Below are 14,444 nucleotides of genomic sequence, written 5' to 3'. Positions count from 1 at the left end.
CTGAATGCATAAGTGATTTGGAGGATTGTTGTGCCGAGCCGGTGCTTTGCGGTGAATTGTGCGGTGGGTCCCCCGGTAGTCTCAGGCGACGGTCGGTGGCTCAGGCATGTCGGTTGAGCAAAAGGCGCACCGCCTCACGCTATGGAAACTCCGGGGAGGAGGCAGCTTTGAGCGAACGCGGGCTTGCGGATCGACCGGGGGACGGTGCGTTACCGCCCTCCCTGACGGTCGACGCCTTCGACGTGCGCATGGCCGACGTCGCCGACATCGACCTTGAGCGCTTGCAGGCGCTGTCGATTTCGGTGGGCTGGCCGCACCGCGCGGAGGATTGGCAGTTCGCGCGCGAGGTCGGTCACGGTGTCGTCGCCCTCGACGAGATCGACCGCGTCCTGGCATCGGCGATGTGGTTTCCCCATGGCGACGACTTCGCGACCATCGGCATGGTTATGACCTCGCCCCGGCTGCAATCGCTGGGAGTCGGCGAATGGCTGATGAAGCGGGTGTTGTCGGCCTCGGCCGGGCGGACCTACCGGCTCAACGCCACCCGTGCCGCGCTGGCGCTATACCGCTCGCTCGGCTTCATCGGCCACCGGACCGTGTTCCAGTGCCAGGGCGAGGCGCGGCGCGGTGACCAGCCACCCACGGAGGGACCGGTGCGGCGCCTGGAGGCGACGGATCTGGCGGCGATCACGGCGCTGGACGGACACGCCTTCGGAACCTCGCGCGCCGGGCTGATTGCGCGGCTGTTCGAGCAGTCGGTCGGCTATGGGCTGGAGCGCGACGGCAGGCTGGCGGCCTTCGCCCTCTGCCGACCCTTCGGCCGCGGCCATGTCGTCGGTCCGGTGGTCGCCGGGCTGGACGAGGATGCGGTCGCCGTGGTCCACCCCCACGTGGACGAGCATCACGGCCGTTTCCTGCGTCTGGACACCCATCTGGACGAAGGCATCTTCCCGCTGTTCGTCGCCCGGTCGGGTATGAAGATTCACGATACGGTGCTGACCATGTCGCTGGGCGCGCCGCTGACCGATCCGGCGACGCGCGGGCCGGACCGTCCCGTCACCTTCGCACTCGCCACCCAGGCCCTGGGCTGAGCCACCACCGGCTTTTCAAAAAGGATGCGCCGATCATGCCTGGACAGACGCCGGAACCCTCCGCCGGCCCCCAGTCCATGTCTCCGCCCGAACCTCTGCCTGAACCACCGCCCGAACCAACCCCCTCCGGAGTCCGCAGCGGCGTGCTGCTTCGGCTGGTGTCGGCCGGGCTGTTCGTGGTGATGTCGCTGTTCGTCCGGCTGGCCACCGTCGAGGCGCCTATCGGACAGATCGTCTTCTACCGCAGCGCCTTCGCCCTGCCGCCGATCATCGCCTATTTAATGTGGCGCCGGCAATTCCCTTCGGCCCTGAAGACACGGCAGCCGGTGGGGCATCTGAAGCGCAACTTCTATGGCGGCGCGGCGATGGTGCTCTCCTTCATTTCGCTGGCCTATCTGCCGCTGGCGCTGGCGACGGCACTCGGATTCCTGGCGCCGCTGTTCGCGGTGCCGGCCGCCATGCTGTTCCTGCGGGAGCGGCCGGGCGCCGTCGCCATCGGTGCGGCGCTGACCGGCTTTGCCGGGGTGGTTTTGATGCTCGCCCCCGCCTTCGAAGGGCCGACGCTGGATCGCAACACCATCATCGGGGTGGCGGCCGGGCTGGCCATGGCCGTCGCGACCGCTGCCGGGCGTGTCGAGATCAAGACGCTGACCGCGACCGAAGCGCCTGGGACCATCGCCTTCTACTTCGCCCTCCTCTGCGCGCTCGGCGGTCTGGCGAGTTTGCCATTCGGCTGGAGCACCCCAACGGCCCAATCGCTGGCTTTTCTCGTCGGCGCAGGGGTCACCGGCGGCCTGGCGCACATCACCATGACCGAGGCGATGGCCCGCGCGCCGGTGTCGACCCAGGCCCCGTTCGACTACACCGCCATGCTGTGGGCGCTGATCCTCGATGCGGCGATCTTCGGCCTGCTGCCGTCGCCGGCCAGCTTGGCCGGAGCCTTCGTCATTGCTGCCTCGGCGCTGGTGATCCCCGTGGCCGGCCGGTTCACCACCCGGTCCGAAGCCCTGCGGCCCGCGCGCGGAAGCGCGGGCCGAATCGGCTCGGTCAGAGCTGTCCCGTTTCCAGGCCGACCGGCCGGCCGGCGGTCTGGAAACGGTCGATGCGGAAATCATGCAGCGGAGTGTCGGTGCGCCCGGTGGCGATGATCTCCGCCATCACGTCGCCGACGCCGGGGCCGAGCTGGAAGCCGTGGCCGCTGAAGCCGAAGGCGTGGAACAATCCCGGTGTCGTCGCCGACGGCCCCATCACCGGAAGCTTGTCTGCGACATAGCCCTCGCAGCCCGACCAGGTGCGGATCACCGTGACATCGGCGATGGCCGGCAGCAGCCGGACCAAGCCGCGCAATTGTCCGGGCAGCCTTGCCGGGTCCGCCTTGGCATGGCCGGGGTCGAGCGGCACCGCCACGCGCTCCGCCGCGCCGCCGAAGACGATGTTGCCGCGCTCGACCTGACGGAGATAGCCATCCCCGCCTGCGCGCGACCACATGCCCACCACCGGCAGGATCCGGTGCGGCAAGGGTTCGGTGACGCCCATCTGCGGCCCATAGGCCGACATCGGCACTTCTTCGCCGAAGCCGGCGGCGATGCGCGCGCCCCAGGCGCCGGCGGCGTTCAGCAGGCAGTCGGCAGTAAAACGGCCCCGCTGCGTTACCGCCTGGAAGCCCGAACCGGCCGCCGATACCTCGACCGGGCCGCTGTCTTCGATGATCTCGGCCCCCAATCGGCGGGCGGCGTCGGCGAAGGCAGGGGCGATCAGGCGCGGATTGCCGCTGCCGTCCTGCGGCGAAAACGAAGCGGCGATGGCGCCCGGCCCCAGCCCCGGAAAGCGGCGGCGGATCTCCGGCGGCGTCAGTTCATCCAACTCCAGACCCCATGGCCGGGCGTCGGCGATGTAGCGGCGCATGTCGGCCAGCCCGTCCTCGTCGAACACCAGCCGCAGGTGGCCGGTGGCGCGGAACTCCACGTCGCGGCCCAGCAGTTGCTCCGCCTCGCCCCACAGCACCCGCGACCGATGGGCGAGCGGCAGTTGCGGCAGATAGCGCCCGCTGCGGCGGATGTTGCCGAAGGACGCGACGGTGGCGCCCGTGCCGACGCGGTTGCGTTCCAGCAGAGTGACGCGCAGGCCGCGCCGGGCCAGGAAAAAGGCGGCGGCCGATCCCATCAACCCGCCGCCCAGCACGATAACCCTCATCGACCTCTCCCACATGCGGGCGGACGCGGCTCCGCCCCATCGGTCAGGCTGCCCAGGACGGGCGGGCGGGTCAAAGACGGGTTGGGCATGATCCCATAAGGCCGGGCTATGGATCGAGCCATTGGAGGCCCGGTGCATAAGTTCGCCTTATGCGTTTGCTTTCATTGGGTCTTAGACCGCCCTCGCCCCGCCATGTCAGCTTTTTGCCCAGCACAGGCTGATTTGCTGAAGGGAGCGAAGATGGACGGGGGTATGGGTGAGGCCGATTGGAAGGTCGGCGTCGATATCGGCGGGACCTTCATCGATTTCTGCGCGCTGGACACCCGGTCGGGCCAGGTCGCGTCGCTGAAGGTGCTGACGACGCCGGACGATCCCGGTGCGGAGCTGATGACCGGCCTGACCCTGCTGGCCGAGCGCGAGGGGATGGACCCCGGCGCCGTCACCCGTTTCGTGCACGGAACGACGGTGGGGATGAACACGGTGATCCAGCGCAAGGGCGCGCCGCTGGCGCTTCTGACCAATGCCGGCTTCGAGGATGTCATCGAACTCGCCCGGCTGCGCATGCCCGACACCTACTCACTGTTCTGCTCGCGCCCCGACCAGCTCGTGGCCCGCGACATGGTCTTCGGCATTCCCGCCCGCCTGCGGTCCGACGGGACGGAGCGGCAGGCCCCCGACATGGCCGCCGTTGCCGAGGCCGTTGCGGCCCTCAAGGCCAAGGGGGCGGTGGGCGTCGTCGTCGCCTTCCTCCATTCCTGGCGTGATGGCGGCCATGAGACCGCAGTGAAGGAGGAGATCGCCCGGCTCGCCCCCGACCTGTTCGTCTTCACCTCCGCTGAGGTCTGGCCGGTGATCCGCGAGTATGAGCGGACGACGACCGCGATCCTGAACGCCTACGTCCATCCCCGCATCTCCGGTTACCTGTCGGCGCTGGAGGAGCGGCTGGCCGGACGTGGGGTGCCCGCCCGTCCGCTGCTGACCAAGTCCAACGGCGGCGTGATGAACGCGGCGGAGGGCAAGCGGGCTTGCGTGCACATGCTGCTGTCCGGTGCCGCATCCGGTGTCAACGGCGCGGCGTGGCTGGCCCGGCAGGCGGGGGAGCCGCGCATCCTGACGCTCGACATCGGTGGCACTTCGGCCGATTTCGCCCTGATCATCGACGGTCAGGCCCAGTTCGGCACTGGCGAGATGATCGGCGAGTTTCCGCTGCACATCCCGTCGGTGTCGGTCAGCTCCATCGGCATTGGCGGCGGGTCGATCGCCAGCGTCGACGGACAGGGGGTGTTGCGCGTCGGGCCGGAGTCCGCCGGATCGACGCCCGGTCCGGCCTGCTATGGCCGCGGCGGCGGATGGGCGACGGTGACCGACGCGATGGTGGTGTGCGGCTGGCTCGGCCACAGCCAGATGGCCTACGGGCAGCTGCGGATGGACGTCGATCTTGCCCGCGCCGCCGTCCGGCGGTTGGCCGACGAGCTGTGCCGTTCGGTGGAGGCCACCGCGCAGGCCATCCTCGACGTTGCCGTGTCGGAAATGTTCGCGGAGGTCGAGAAGATGGCGGCGCGTGCCGGTGTCGATGTGCGGGATTTCGCGCTGATGCCGTTCGGCGGCGGCGGGCCGATGCTGGGGGTTTTCCTGGCGCGCGAGTTGGGGATGCCGCGCGTCGTCGCTCCGCGCTGGCCGGGCGTGGTGTCGGCGCTGGGTGGGCTGGTCGCCGACCTGCGCGGCGATTTCGTCCGCACCCTGTTCGCAGAATTGAATGCCGGGCTGATGCCGACGCTGCGCGAAGCCTTCGCCGCGATGGGCGCGGAAGGGCGCGACTGGCTTGCCGCCCAGGGCCATTCCGGCGCGGTCGAGCTGATGATCGTCGCCGACATGCGCTATGCCGGCCAGAGCTATGAGATCGAGACGCCGCTGGACCCCTCCTGGCTGGATGGAGACGCCCCCGGCGCCATCGCCGCCGCCTTCCATGCGGCGCACGCGCGTCTTTACGACTTCGACGACCCCGATGGGCGGATCGAGATCGTCAACCTCCGCCTGTCGGCCATCGGCAACGGGCCGGCGCTGCACTTCCCCACCGCGCAGGACGAGCCGCGCGCCGCGTCGGCGGAGCGGACGGTTCCGGTCTTCACCGGCGGTGCCGTGACCCCGGTCGGGCTGTATCGCCGCGCGGACCTGCAGGCCGGATCGCGCTTCCAGGGGCCGGCCATCGTCGCCCAGGAGGACACCACCTTCGCCATCCCGGCCGGGACCGAAGCCCGTGTCGACGCGCACCTCAACCTCCACCTGACCTTTGCGGAGTGATCGCTGTGTTTGACCGTATGAAGCTTCAGGTTCTGGCGAACCACGCACGCTCGGCGGCCGAGAACATGGCCCACACGCTGCAGCGCACCGCCCATTCCGCCTTCGTCAAGGAGACGGAGGATTTCACCGTCATGTTGCTGAACCGCCGGGGTGAGACCTTCGGCGTGCCGATGGAACTGGGGGCGACCTGGTATCCGGGCCTGACCTATGGCCGTGCCATTGACATGATCAAGGATTACCGGCCGGGCGACGTTGCCTTCACCAACGATCCCTATTCCGGCTTCGTCGCGACCCACGCCCCCGACACCCACCTGTGGAAGCCGGTCTTTTACGATGGGGAGATCATCGCCTGGACCGGCGGGCACATCCACAACACCGACATGGGTGGTGCCGTACCGGCCTCGCTGTCGCGGGCGCTGACTGAAATCCATCAGGAGGGCATCCGCTTCCCGCCGATGAAGCTGGTCCGCGAAGGGGTGTTCGACGAGCAGATCCTGCGGATCATGACCACCAACGTCCGCAAGCCCGACCTGAACATCGGCGACATCAAGGCGCTGGTCGGCGCGCTCAACGCGGGCGAGCGCAAGATCCTCGCCATGGTGGAGAAGTTCGGCAAGACCGCCTTCCTCGACGGTGTCGACGCGCTGCTCGACCATGCCGAGGCGCAGGCCCGCGACATCCTGCGCGCCATGCCCGACGGGGAGTGGGTGTTCGCCGACTACGCCGATGAGGATTCCGTCGCCGCGAACCCCTGCCGCCTGAAGCTGACCCTGAGGATCAGGGGCGACGCGGCGATCCTGGACTTCACCGGGTCGGACCCGCAGCTCGCCTCCTCGCTCAACGTGCCGTCGGGCGGCGATCCTCGGCACACCATCCTGCTGGTCGGCGTCTATTACGTCCTCTACACCCTCAATCCGAAAATCCTGCTGAACACCGGCCTGACCCGCCCCTTCACCTGTATTGCGCCGGAGGGAACGGTCCTGAACCCGACCTTCCCGGCGGCAGTGGGGATGCGGTCGCTGACCTGCGCGCGGCTGCGCTCTGTGATCTTCGGCGCCTTCTCCCAGGCGGTGCCGGAGCGGCTTCCGGCGGCCCCCGCCGGAAACAACTGCATCGTCAATGTGATGACCACCGACGAGCGGACGGGCAACCGCATCATCGCCGCTGTCAATCCGGTGGTCGGCGGCGGCGGCGGCATGCCGCACCGTGACGGCACCAACGGGTCGGGCGCCGACGCCGCCTATCTGAAGAACACGCCGATCGAGATCACCGAGATGGAGACCCCGGTTGAGTTCGTCCGCTATGGCTTGGCGACCGACAGCGGCGGGCCCGGGCGCTGGCGCGGCGGATTGGCCACCCATATGGCCTTCCGCGTCTTCGCCCCCGACACCCGGATCACCGCGCGCAACCGGGACCGCGGCTTCTTCCGCCCCTGGGGCGTGCTGGGCGGCCGGGCGGCCGGGCTGTCGGATATGGTGGTCAATCCGGGCACGCCGGGGGAAAAGCGGCTGGGCAACATCGACACCGCCGTGCTCCAGCCGGGCGACGTGCTCGACATCCGCTCGGCGGGCGGCGGCGGGCGGGGCGACCCGTTCACGCGCGAGGCATGGCGGGTGGCGCAGGACGTGGTGCGCGGCTACGTCTCGCTGGAGGCCGCGGAGCGGGAGTATGGGGTCGTCATCCACGACGGAGTCCTGGACATCGACGCCACCGACCGGCTGCGTGCGGCCCGGCCGGCCCCCACCGGGCATTTCCATTACGGTCCCGAGCGCGAGGGCTACGAGCGGCAATGGACGGCGGCCGCCTATGATTTGCTTACGCGGACCCTCGCCGGCTTGCCGATCCATTGGCGCTTCTTCGCCAAGACCGAGATCTTCAGTCGCATGGGAGGCCGCGGTGGGGCCGAAGGGGTGGAAGCCGCGCTGGAGGAGGTCCATGCCCGCTTCCCCGAAATGCCGCGGTCCAAGGCTCCGGCCCGGGAGGCGGCGGAATGAGCGGGATGACTGGCGGCCGGCTGGTCAGGCTGGCCGAAACGGGACGGGCGCCGGTCCGCTTCCTCCTGGATGGCGTGGAGCGCGTGGCCCTTGCGGGTGATACGGTTCTGACGGCGGTCCTCACCAATGCCCCGGCGCTGCGGCAGGCGGAGTTCGGCCCGGAACAGCGTGCCGGCTTCTGCCTGATGGGGGCCTGCCAGGATTGCTGGATCTGGCAGGAACAGGGGCCGCGCATCCGTGCCTGTTCAACTCCGGTCGCCGACGGCATGCGGCTGCTGACCCGGACGCGGGAGGATTGGCCATGACTGGACCGCGGATCGTGATCGTCGGGGCCGGACCCGCGGGAATCCGTGCCGCCGAGACGCTGGCGGCTGCCGGGCTGCGCCCGACGGTGATCGATGAGGGCGCGCGAGCCGGCGGGCAGATCTACCGGCGCCCGCCCGACGGCTTCACCCGTCCGCCGGAGACGCTCTACGGATCGCAGGCCGCCAAGGCGGTGGCGCTGCACACCACCTTCGACGGGCTGGTGGCGGCGGGGCGCATCGTCCATCTGCCGCGTCAGTCGGTCGTCGCTCTGGCCGGCGGGGTGCTGCACGCGGTGGGGGACGGCGGAAGCCGCCGGATCGGCTATGACCGGTTGATCCTGGCGACCGGCGCGACCGACCGTCTCGCCCCGGTGCCGGGATGGCAGGCGCCCGGCGTCTACAGCCTCGGCGCGATGCAGATCGCGCTCAAGGCCCAGGGTATCGCGATGGGGCGGCGGATTGTGCTGGCCGGGTCGGGGCCGCTGCTGACCCTGCTGGCGACGCAGCTCCTCAAGGCGGGAGCAGGGGTCGCGGCGGTTCTCGACACTGCCGGTCTGCGCGGCCAGATGGCCGCCTTTCCAGACCTTGCCGTCCGTCCGTCCTTCGCCCTGCAAGGGCTGGCGATGAGGGCGCGGCTGGGGCGGCTCTACCATGCCGGCGTGGCTTTGGAGAGGATCGAGGCGACGGACAACGGCGTGACGGCGGTCCATTGGAAGGACGCCGCCGGACGGGTGCGGAGCACGGCCTGCGACGCAGTCGGGCTCGGCTGGCATCTGAAGGCGGAAACCCAGCTTGCCGATCTCGCCGGCTGCCGCTTCGCCTATGACGAGACCTGGGCGCAATGGTTGCCCTGCGCCGACCGCATGGGGCGTGCCCGGAGCGGCGTCTATCTGGCCGGCGACGGCTTGCGCCTGCTGGGGGCCGACGGGGCGGAGGTCGCCGGGCGGCTCGCCGCGTCCGCCTGCCTGTCCGACCTGGGCCTGCCGGGACCCGACGGCACCGCCGACCTGAGGCGGCTCGACCGGTTGGACCGCTTCGCCCGCGGCATCGCGCGGGCCTTCCCGTGGCCGGCCGATCAACTGCGCGCCCTGCCCGACGATGCCGTCCTGTGCCGCTGCGAGGGGGTCACCGCCGGTTCGGTGCGGGAAACCGCCGTCTATGGCGGGGCGGAGGCGAACCGGGTGAAATCGCTGGGCCGTGCCGGGATGGGGCGCTGCCAGGGCCGCTATTGCCAGATCGCGGCGACCGACCTGATCGCGTCCGCCAGCGGGCTTGCGCATGCCGGAGAGGCCGGGCGCCTGCGTGCGCAAGCGCCGATCCGCCCCACGGCGATAGGTGAGTGGCTGGAGCAGGAATGAACGACGGCGAAGCTCCTCCCTCCCCGGGAACCGCGCTTGGTCGATCCCGCTCGGGCAGGGGGGCGCACCCATCCTGCCCGCAGTCCTGCATCGTCGCCCCGACCGTACCAGACAAAGCCGGCCATGATCAGGTCCGGGAGCATGGGAGCCGTTCCCCGAGGGGGCCGCCGCGCTCCTAGCGATCATTGAACAAGCGCCACATTGATCCGCCTGAGATCGTCGAGCATCACGGCGATGAGCCATTCGCAGATCGCCGGCACCATGGGATGCAGGGGCCGGGATTTCGGCGCGATGAGCGAATGCCAGCGCCCGGTGCGTATCTCGCTTGCGCAGGCGCGAACCAGAAGCCCCTCTCCAAGTGTGCGGGATACGACGCTGACCCAGCCGAGCGCGATCCCTTCGCCGTTCTGCGCCGCCTGCAGCGCGACCGAGTAATCCGAGAACACGTCCCAGGTCCCGACGGCTTCCAGACGCTCGGGTGAGCTGAGAAGCCGGTTCCAATGCGCCTTGTGTTCGTCGTTCAGGTTCAAGAACACATGGCGCTGCGGATCGGCATCCAAGGGGCCGCGTTCGGCCAGATAGCCGGGGCTGCAGACCGGCATGATGATTTCCGGGGCGAAGGGCCAGATGTGATAACGCGGGTCATCGGCCTCGACGACACGGGTGGCGATATCCACGTTGGCGGGGGGCTGGCCGAGCATTCCCTGCACCAGATCCAGCCGCAGTTCGACGGACGGGAACGCCGCCTTGAAGGAGCGCAGCCGTGGCACCAGCCATTGCGTCGCGAAGGAACTGGAAAAGGAGAGGGTGATCCGCGTTTTCGCCACGCGCTGGCGCACGGCGTCGACCGTGCGATCGATCGCCTCCAGGCTGTCGCGCAGGGTGCGGAAAATCTCGTCGCCGTCCGGGGTCAGCATGATGCCGGTGGGGGTGCGCTGGAACAGCCGCAAGCCCAGGCGGTCCTCCAGCTGAGCGATGCTGCGGCTGACCGACGGCTGGGTCACGTTGAATTCCCGTGCCGCGGCGGAAAAGCTGCCGGTCCGGGCGGCGGCCTCGAAGATGAACAGGGTCCGGGCAAGGGGAGCGATGCTGCGCAGGGCCATACCCTCAGCGTATACCCCCTGCAAGTTTTATCAAGCTTCCTGCCTGCGCACCGCTGCCTCATCCTTGGGTGTTGTTCCCGCCCCGGCATGCCCCTAAGGCACGTCAAGGAGATCTTCCATGCAGTTCGCCGACAGGTCCAACACTTGGACCTCCGATCCCCTGCTGTCGCCGTTCCGGCTGGGCGGGCTGCTGCTGCGCAACCGCATCGTCAGCACCAGCCATGCCTCGATGCTGGATGAGGGCGGTATGCCGACCGAGCGTTACCAACGCTACCATGAGGAAAAAGCCAAGGGCGGCATCGCCATGACGATGATCGGCGGCTCCGCCATGACCTCGCGCGATTCGAGTTGGGGGGGAGGGCAGCTCAATCTGTCCAGCGACGCGATCCTGCCGCACCTCGGCGCGATGGCGCAGCGCATCCACGACCATGGCGCCGCGATCATGTGTCAGGTGTCGCATCTCGGGCGGCGGGCGACCGCGCTGGGCAGCGGCTGGTTGCCGGCGATCGCGCCGTCGCGCATACGCGAAACGCGAACCCGCAGCTTTCCCAAGGAAATGGACCGCGCCGATATCGACCGCGTCGTCGCCGATTACGCCGCCGCCGCAAGGCGCTGCAAGCAGGCCGGATTGGACGGGGTGGAAACCCTGACCGGCGGGCATCTGATGGGCCAGTTCCTATCGCCACGCACCAATCTGCGCACAGACGCTTTCGGCGGTTCGACCGAAAACCGCGCCCGCTTCGTGCTGATGGTGCATGAGGCGATGCGCGAGGCCGTCGGCCCGGATTTCGTCATCGGCATCCGCTACGTCATCGACGAAGGGGGGGAGGACGGGCTGCATATGGACGAAAGCATCGAAATCGCCCACATGCTGCAACGCGAGGGCCATATCGATTTCTTCAACTGCATTTATGGCCGAATGGACAGCGATCTGCTGCTGACCGAACACAACATGCCCGGCATGTTCCAGCGCAGCGCTCCGTTCCTCAGCGAGGTGCGGCGCTTCCGGGCCGAGGTCGCGCTGCCGGTCATGCATGCCGCCGGCATCCGGGACGTCGCGACGGCGCGGCATGCCCTGCGCGAAGGCATCGCCGATCTGGTCGGCATGACGCGGGCGCATATCGCGGACCCACATCTGGTCGCGAAGATCCAGCGCGGCGAAGAAGATCGCATCCGGCCCTGTGTCGGTGCGTCCTATTGCCTGTATCGCAAGGCGCATTGCGTCCACAACCCCGCAACAACCCGCGAGACTACGCTGAGCCACGAGATCACGCCCGCCGATACGCCGCGCCGCGCGGTGGTGGTCGGCGGCGGACCAGCGGGGATGGAGGCCGCCCGCGTGCTGGCCGAACGCGGCCATCGTGTCACCCTGTTCGAGGCGGGAAGCAGGCTGGGCGGGCAGATCCTTATCGCTGCCAGCGCCGAAGGGCGGCAGGACCTTCTCGGCATCACCGAATGGCGCCGGAACGAGCTTGAGCGGCTGGCCGTGAACATTCGCCTGAATGTATTTGCCGAAGCCGCCGAGATCACCGCCGAGAAGCCGGATATCGTCATCGTCGCCACCGGCGGCATCCCCGACCTGGACTGGCTGGATGGTGGCGAACATTGCACCAGTGTCTGGGACATGCTGTCCGGCCATGTCCCGGCGCAGGAAGACGTGCTGATTTATGACGGCACCGGCCGGCAGGCGGCACCCTCATGCGCGCTGAAGCTGGCGGCGGCGGGAAAGACGGTGACCTTCGTCACGCCCGACGCGGCCACGGCGGTCGAGATGCCGTATCAGGACACATCCAGCTTCCGCAAAAGGCTCTATCAGCAGGGCGTCACGCCCTTGGTAGATCACCGCCTGATCCGGGTGCGCCGCGAGGGAAATCACCTTGCCGCCGTCCTGTGCAACGAAATGACGGATCAGGAGCGCGTCATCGTCACCGCTCAGATAATCGTCGAACACGGCACGCTGCCGATGGACGGGGTGTTCCACGAACTGCGCACCGCATCCCTGAATGACGGGGTCACCGACATCGACCGCCTGCTGGCGGGCGACCCTCAGGATTTGCAGCCAGGCCGCTTCGCCCTGCATCGCATCGGCGATGCGGTGGCCAGCCGCGACCTGCATGCCTCGATCCTGGATGCCTACCGCTTGTGCAGCCGGCTTTAACCACAACGGAACAGGGAGCGGCAGGAATGAACGTTGGTGCAGAAATCAGCATTCTGGCGGGCTCCGCATTATCCCGCGGTGTTCAGGTGGCGCGGCGGGACACCGGCATGCCGAGGGCATCGTCACATCAACGTGAGCGAGGCAAGGGAAGAGGCCTGCAACTGCCAACGGCAGCTACGACGCAACCTTATGGACGCACGTCTCCTGCTGCCAGACGGCGAAGGCGTCAGCCCGATAGGTGCGATACTCAGCGGCGCTCACGCGATGTCGACGTGGGTGGGCGTGCTGGTATATGGGGCCATGGACGGAGTGGAATTGCTGGGCTTGGCGCGGTGACGTGAAGCGCTTCATCCGCCGCTCGCGTTGGCGGGTCGGTTGGTGTGAATTCTCGGCGCGGTTATTGAGATACCGACTTTGCCGGTGCTCGACTCCGGGGATGATCTTGGCCTTGGCGGCGGCATAGGACTTCAACTTATCGGTGACGACGACACGCGGCACGTAGCGCAAGCCCTTCAGCAGCTTCTTGAAGAAACGCTCGGCGGCCTTGGTGTTGCGCCGGCTCTGCACCAGGATATCGAGCACCACGCCGTGCTGATCGACGGCGCGCCAGAGATAGTGCTGCACTCCATTGATTCTGATGAACACTTCGTTCAAGTGCCAATGATCGCCGGGCCGTGGGCGCCGACGGCGCAACCGGTTGGCAAAGGTCTGGGCGAACTTGCGACACCAGCGCCGAACCGTTTCGAATGAGACCTCGACACCGCGCTCGGACAGGAGCAATTCGACATCGCGGAAGCTGAGCGGGAACGTGTGGTACAGCCAAACGGCGTGCGCGATCCCCTCGGCTGGGAAGCGGTGGCAGTTGTGGGGATCGGGCTCGCGTCTTATCCCGCTACCATGCCCGGCGCACCTCCGGCTCGCCAGCCCCGCAGTTTATGTGACGATGCCCCGTGAGATTATCCACTTTCAGCGCTGTGGATCGGTCGGCTTCAGACCCGCGCCTATGCGCGCGAGGGGGGAGTTGCTCGGCGCAGCGCGGTACGAAAGGCGCAGGCAGCAGGGCCAAGCGGGGTGTCGTTCCGATGTGCCAAGAATGCGTCTACAACGGCCTCGCCGTCGCGCCCAAGCGCCGAAGCCCGCACTCGCACCAGGCGCCCTTCGGCAAGATCGCGTTCCACCGCCCACCGCGGTAACCGCCCCCAACCGGCGCCCGCCAGGATCAGCGCCTGTTTGGTGTCCTGACCGCTGACCCGCCAGGTACCGGGCGACAGCACGCCGAAGTCGCGCCCCTCCGACAGGGGGGTAGGATCCGCCTGCACGATCTGCAGGTGGTCAGTCAGCTCCGTCGCTGTAACCTCCTCCCCAGCGCGGCTCCGCGCCGCCAGAGGGTGTGCCGCTGCGACCACAGCGACGAACGACAGCGACGACAGCGCCTCCAGTTCGATTCGCGGATCACGCAGATCGCGGCCAACGACGATCCCGACCGTGGCCTTCCCTTCGCACAGCGCGGCGAACGGTACGCCGAGCGGCCCGACCATCACTTCGACGCCGACCGCAGGGTAGGCGTCATGCAGCTCTTTCAAGGCGGTGCCGACCGCGGCTAGTGGAAACAAGCAATCCACCGCGATGGACAGCGAAAGTTCAACGCCTTCGCACATGCCGCGCGCCCGTGCCCGCAGGGAATCAACCTTCAACAGGATGGCACGCGCGTCGGCAAGCAATGCCCGCCCGCCCGGCGTGAGCACAGGTCGGTGGCCCGATCGGTCGAAAAGGGTAAGCCCGAGCTCAGCCTCCAGATTGGCCACCGCGTGGCTCACCGCTGATTGAACGCGCGACAGGCGGACAGCCGCGGCACGGAAGCTCCCGGCTTCCACCACCATGACGAAGGTGCGCATTTGGTCGAGCGTGAGTGCGTCCAGCATGATCGATCAGATCGATTAA

Annotated in this window: 11 protein-coding genes; 7 read left to right on the top strand and 4 right to left on the bottom strand. The window is 68.4% G+C overall.

What is annotated here, in order from left to right:
• The first annotated feature begins 167 nt into the window (after positions 1 to 167).
• Both ACCD06_RS22420 and ACCD06_RS22415 read left to right on the top strand, forming a co-directional pair.
• Entirely contained in the window at positions 168 to 1,091 is a 924-nt protein-coding gene (locus ACCD06_RS22420) for a GNAT family N-acetyltransferase (RefSeq protein ID WP_413343618.1), read from the top strand.
• A gap of 143 nt (positions 1,092 to 1,234) precedes the next feature.
• Positions 1,235 to 2,239, top strand: coding sequence for a DMT family transporter (locus ACCD06_RS22415; protein ID WP_413343616.1), 1,005 nt, complete (start codon positions 1,235 to 1,237; stop codon positions 2,237 to 2,239).
• Here ACCD06_RS22415 and ACCD06_RS22410 read toward each other — a convergent pair.
• Positions 2,139 to 3,284 (bottom strand): NAD(P)/FAD-dependent oxidoreductase, encoded by a 1,146-nt coding sequence (locus ACCD06_RS22410; protein ID WP_413343614.1) that lies wholly within the window; start codon positions 3,282 to 3,284, stop codon positions 2,139 to 2,141. The two genes, ACCD06_RS22415 and ACCD06_RS22410, sit on opposite strands and share 101 nt — an antisense overlap.
• Before the next feature lie 252 nt (positions 3,285 to 3,536).
• Between ACCD06_RS22410 and ACCD06_RS22405 the strand changes: the two genes are divergently transcribed.
• From ACCD06_RS22405 to ACCD06_RS22390, 4 genes are read left to right on the top strand one after another with little or no spacing between them, the layout of a single operon-like run.
• A complete protein-coding gene (locus tag ACCD06_RS22405; protein WP_413343612.1) occupies positions 3,537 to 5,585 on the top strand; it encodes a hydantoinase/oxoprolinase family protein in 2,049 nt (682 codons plus the stop codon).
• 5 nt (positions 5,586 to 5,590) lie between these two features.
• Entirely contained in the window at positions 5,591 to 7,579 is a 1,989-nt protein-coding gene (locus tag ACCD06_RS22400) for a hydantoinase B/oxoprolinase family protein (RefSeq protein WP_413343610.1), read from the top strand.
• Entirely contained in the window at positions 7,576 to 7,884 is a 309-nt protein-coding gene (locus ACCD06_RS22395; RefSeq protein WP_109072803.1) for a (2Fe-2S)-binding protein, read from the top strand. The genes ACCD06_RS22400 and ACCD06_RS22395 overlap by 4 nt, the downstream gene beginning before the upstream one ends.
• Positions 7,881 to 9,242: an FAD-dependent oxidoreductase gene (locus ACCD06_RS22390; protein WP_413343608.1), complete on the top strand. Its 1,362-nt coding sequence runs from the start codon at positions 7,881 to 7,883 to the stop codon at positions 9,240 to 9,242. Before ACCD06_RS22395 ends, ACCD06_RS22390 begins: the two co-directional genes overlap by 4 nt.
• Before the next feature lie 182 nt (positions 9,243 to 9,424).
• Here the strand turns inward: ACCD06_RS22390 and ACCD06_RS22385 are convergent, their stop codons facing one another.
• Complete coding sequence (locus ACCD06_RS22385; protein ID WP_109072805.1) at positions 9,425 to 10,345, bottom strand: LysR substrate-binding domain-containing protein; 921 nt, start codon at positions 10,343 to 10,345, stop codon at positions 9,425 to 9,427.
• A gap of 118 nt (positions 10,346 to 10,463) precedes the next feature.
• Between ACCD06_RS22385 and ACCD06_RS22380 the strand changes: the two genes are divergently transcribed.
• Complete coding sequence (locus tag ACCD06_RS22380; RefSeq protein ID WP_413343606.1) at positions 10,464 to 12,503, top strand: FAD-dependent oxidoreductase; 2,040 nt, start codon at positions 10,464 to 10,466, stop codon at positions 12,501 to 12,503.
• A 174-nt stretch (positions 12,504 to 12,677) separates the two neighbouring features.
• On the opposite strand, the gene ACCD06_RS22375 is transcribed toward ACCD06_RS22380, so the two are convergent.
• Together ACCD06_RS22375 and ACCD06_RS22370 are read right to left on the bottom strand one after the other, a co-directional pair.
• Entirely contained in the window at positions 12,678 to 13,391 is a 714-nt protein-coding gene (locus ACCD06_RS22375; protein ID WP_109072807.1) for an IS6 family transposase, read from the bottom strand.
• A 113-nt stretch (positions 13,392 to 13,504) separates the two neighbouring features.
• Positions 13,505 to 14,425 carry a LysR family transcriptional regulator gene (locus tag ACCD06_RS22370; protein WP_109072808.1) on the bottom strand — a complete coding sequence of 307 codons (921 nt, stop codon included), beginning with the start codon at positions 14,423 to 14,425 and terminating at the stop codon, positions 13,505 to 13,507.
• Positions 14,426 to 14,444 lie beyond the last annotated feature (19 nt).

The sequence above is a fragment of the Azospirillum sp. CT11-132 genome (genome assembly GCF_047302835.1).
Taxonomy (GTDB): Bacteria; Pseudomonadota; Alphaproteobacteria; order Azospirillales; family Azospirillaceae; genus Azospirillum.
This window is presented reverse-complemented; position numbering and strand designations above follow the sequence as displayed.

Coding starts and splice junctions, on each gene's coding strand:
- ACCD06_RS22410 (WP_413343614.1), bottom strand. CDS start 3,284: ATGAGGGTTATCGTGCTGGGCGGCGGGTTGATGGGATCGGCCGCCGCC.
- ACCD06_RS22405 (WP_413343612.1), top strand. CDS start 3,537: ATGGGTGAGGCCGATTGGAAGGTCGGCGTCGATATCGGCGGGACCTTC.
- ACCD06_RS22395 (WP_109072803.1), top strand. CDS start 7,576: ATGAGCGGGATGACTGGCGGCCGGCTGGTCAGGCTGGCCGAAACGGGA.
- ACCD06_RS22390 (WP_413343608.1), top strand. CDS start 7,881: ATGACTGGACCGCGGATCGTGATCGTCGGGGCCGGACCCGCGGGAATC.
- ACCD06_RS22385 (WP_109072805.1), bottom strand. CDS start 10,345: ATGGCCCTGCGCAGCATCGCTCCCCTTGCCCGGACCCTGTTCATCTTC.
- ACCD06_RS22380 (WP_413343606.1), top strand. CDS start 10,464: ATGCAGTTCGCCGACAGGTCCAACACTTGGACCTCCGATCCCCTGCTG.
- ACCD06_RS22370 (WP_109072808.1), bottom strand. CDS start 14,425: ATGCTGGACGCACTCACGCTCGACCAAATGCGCACCTTCGTCATGGTG.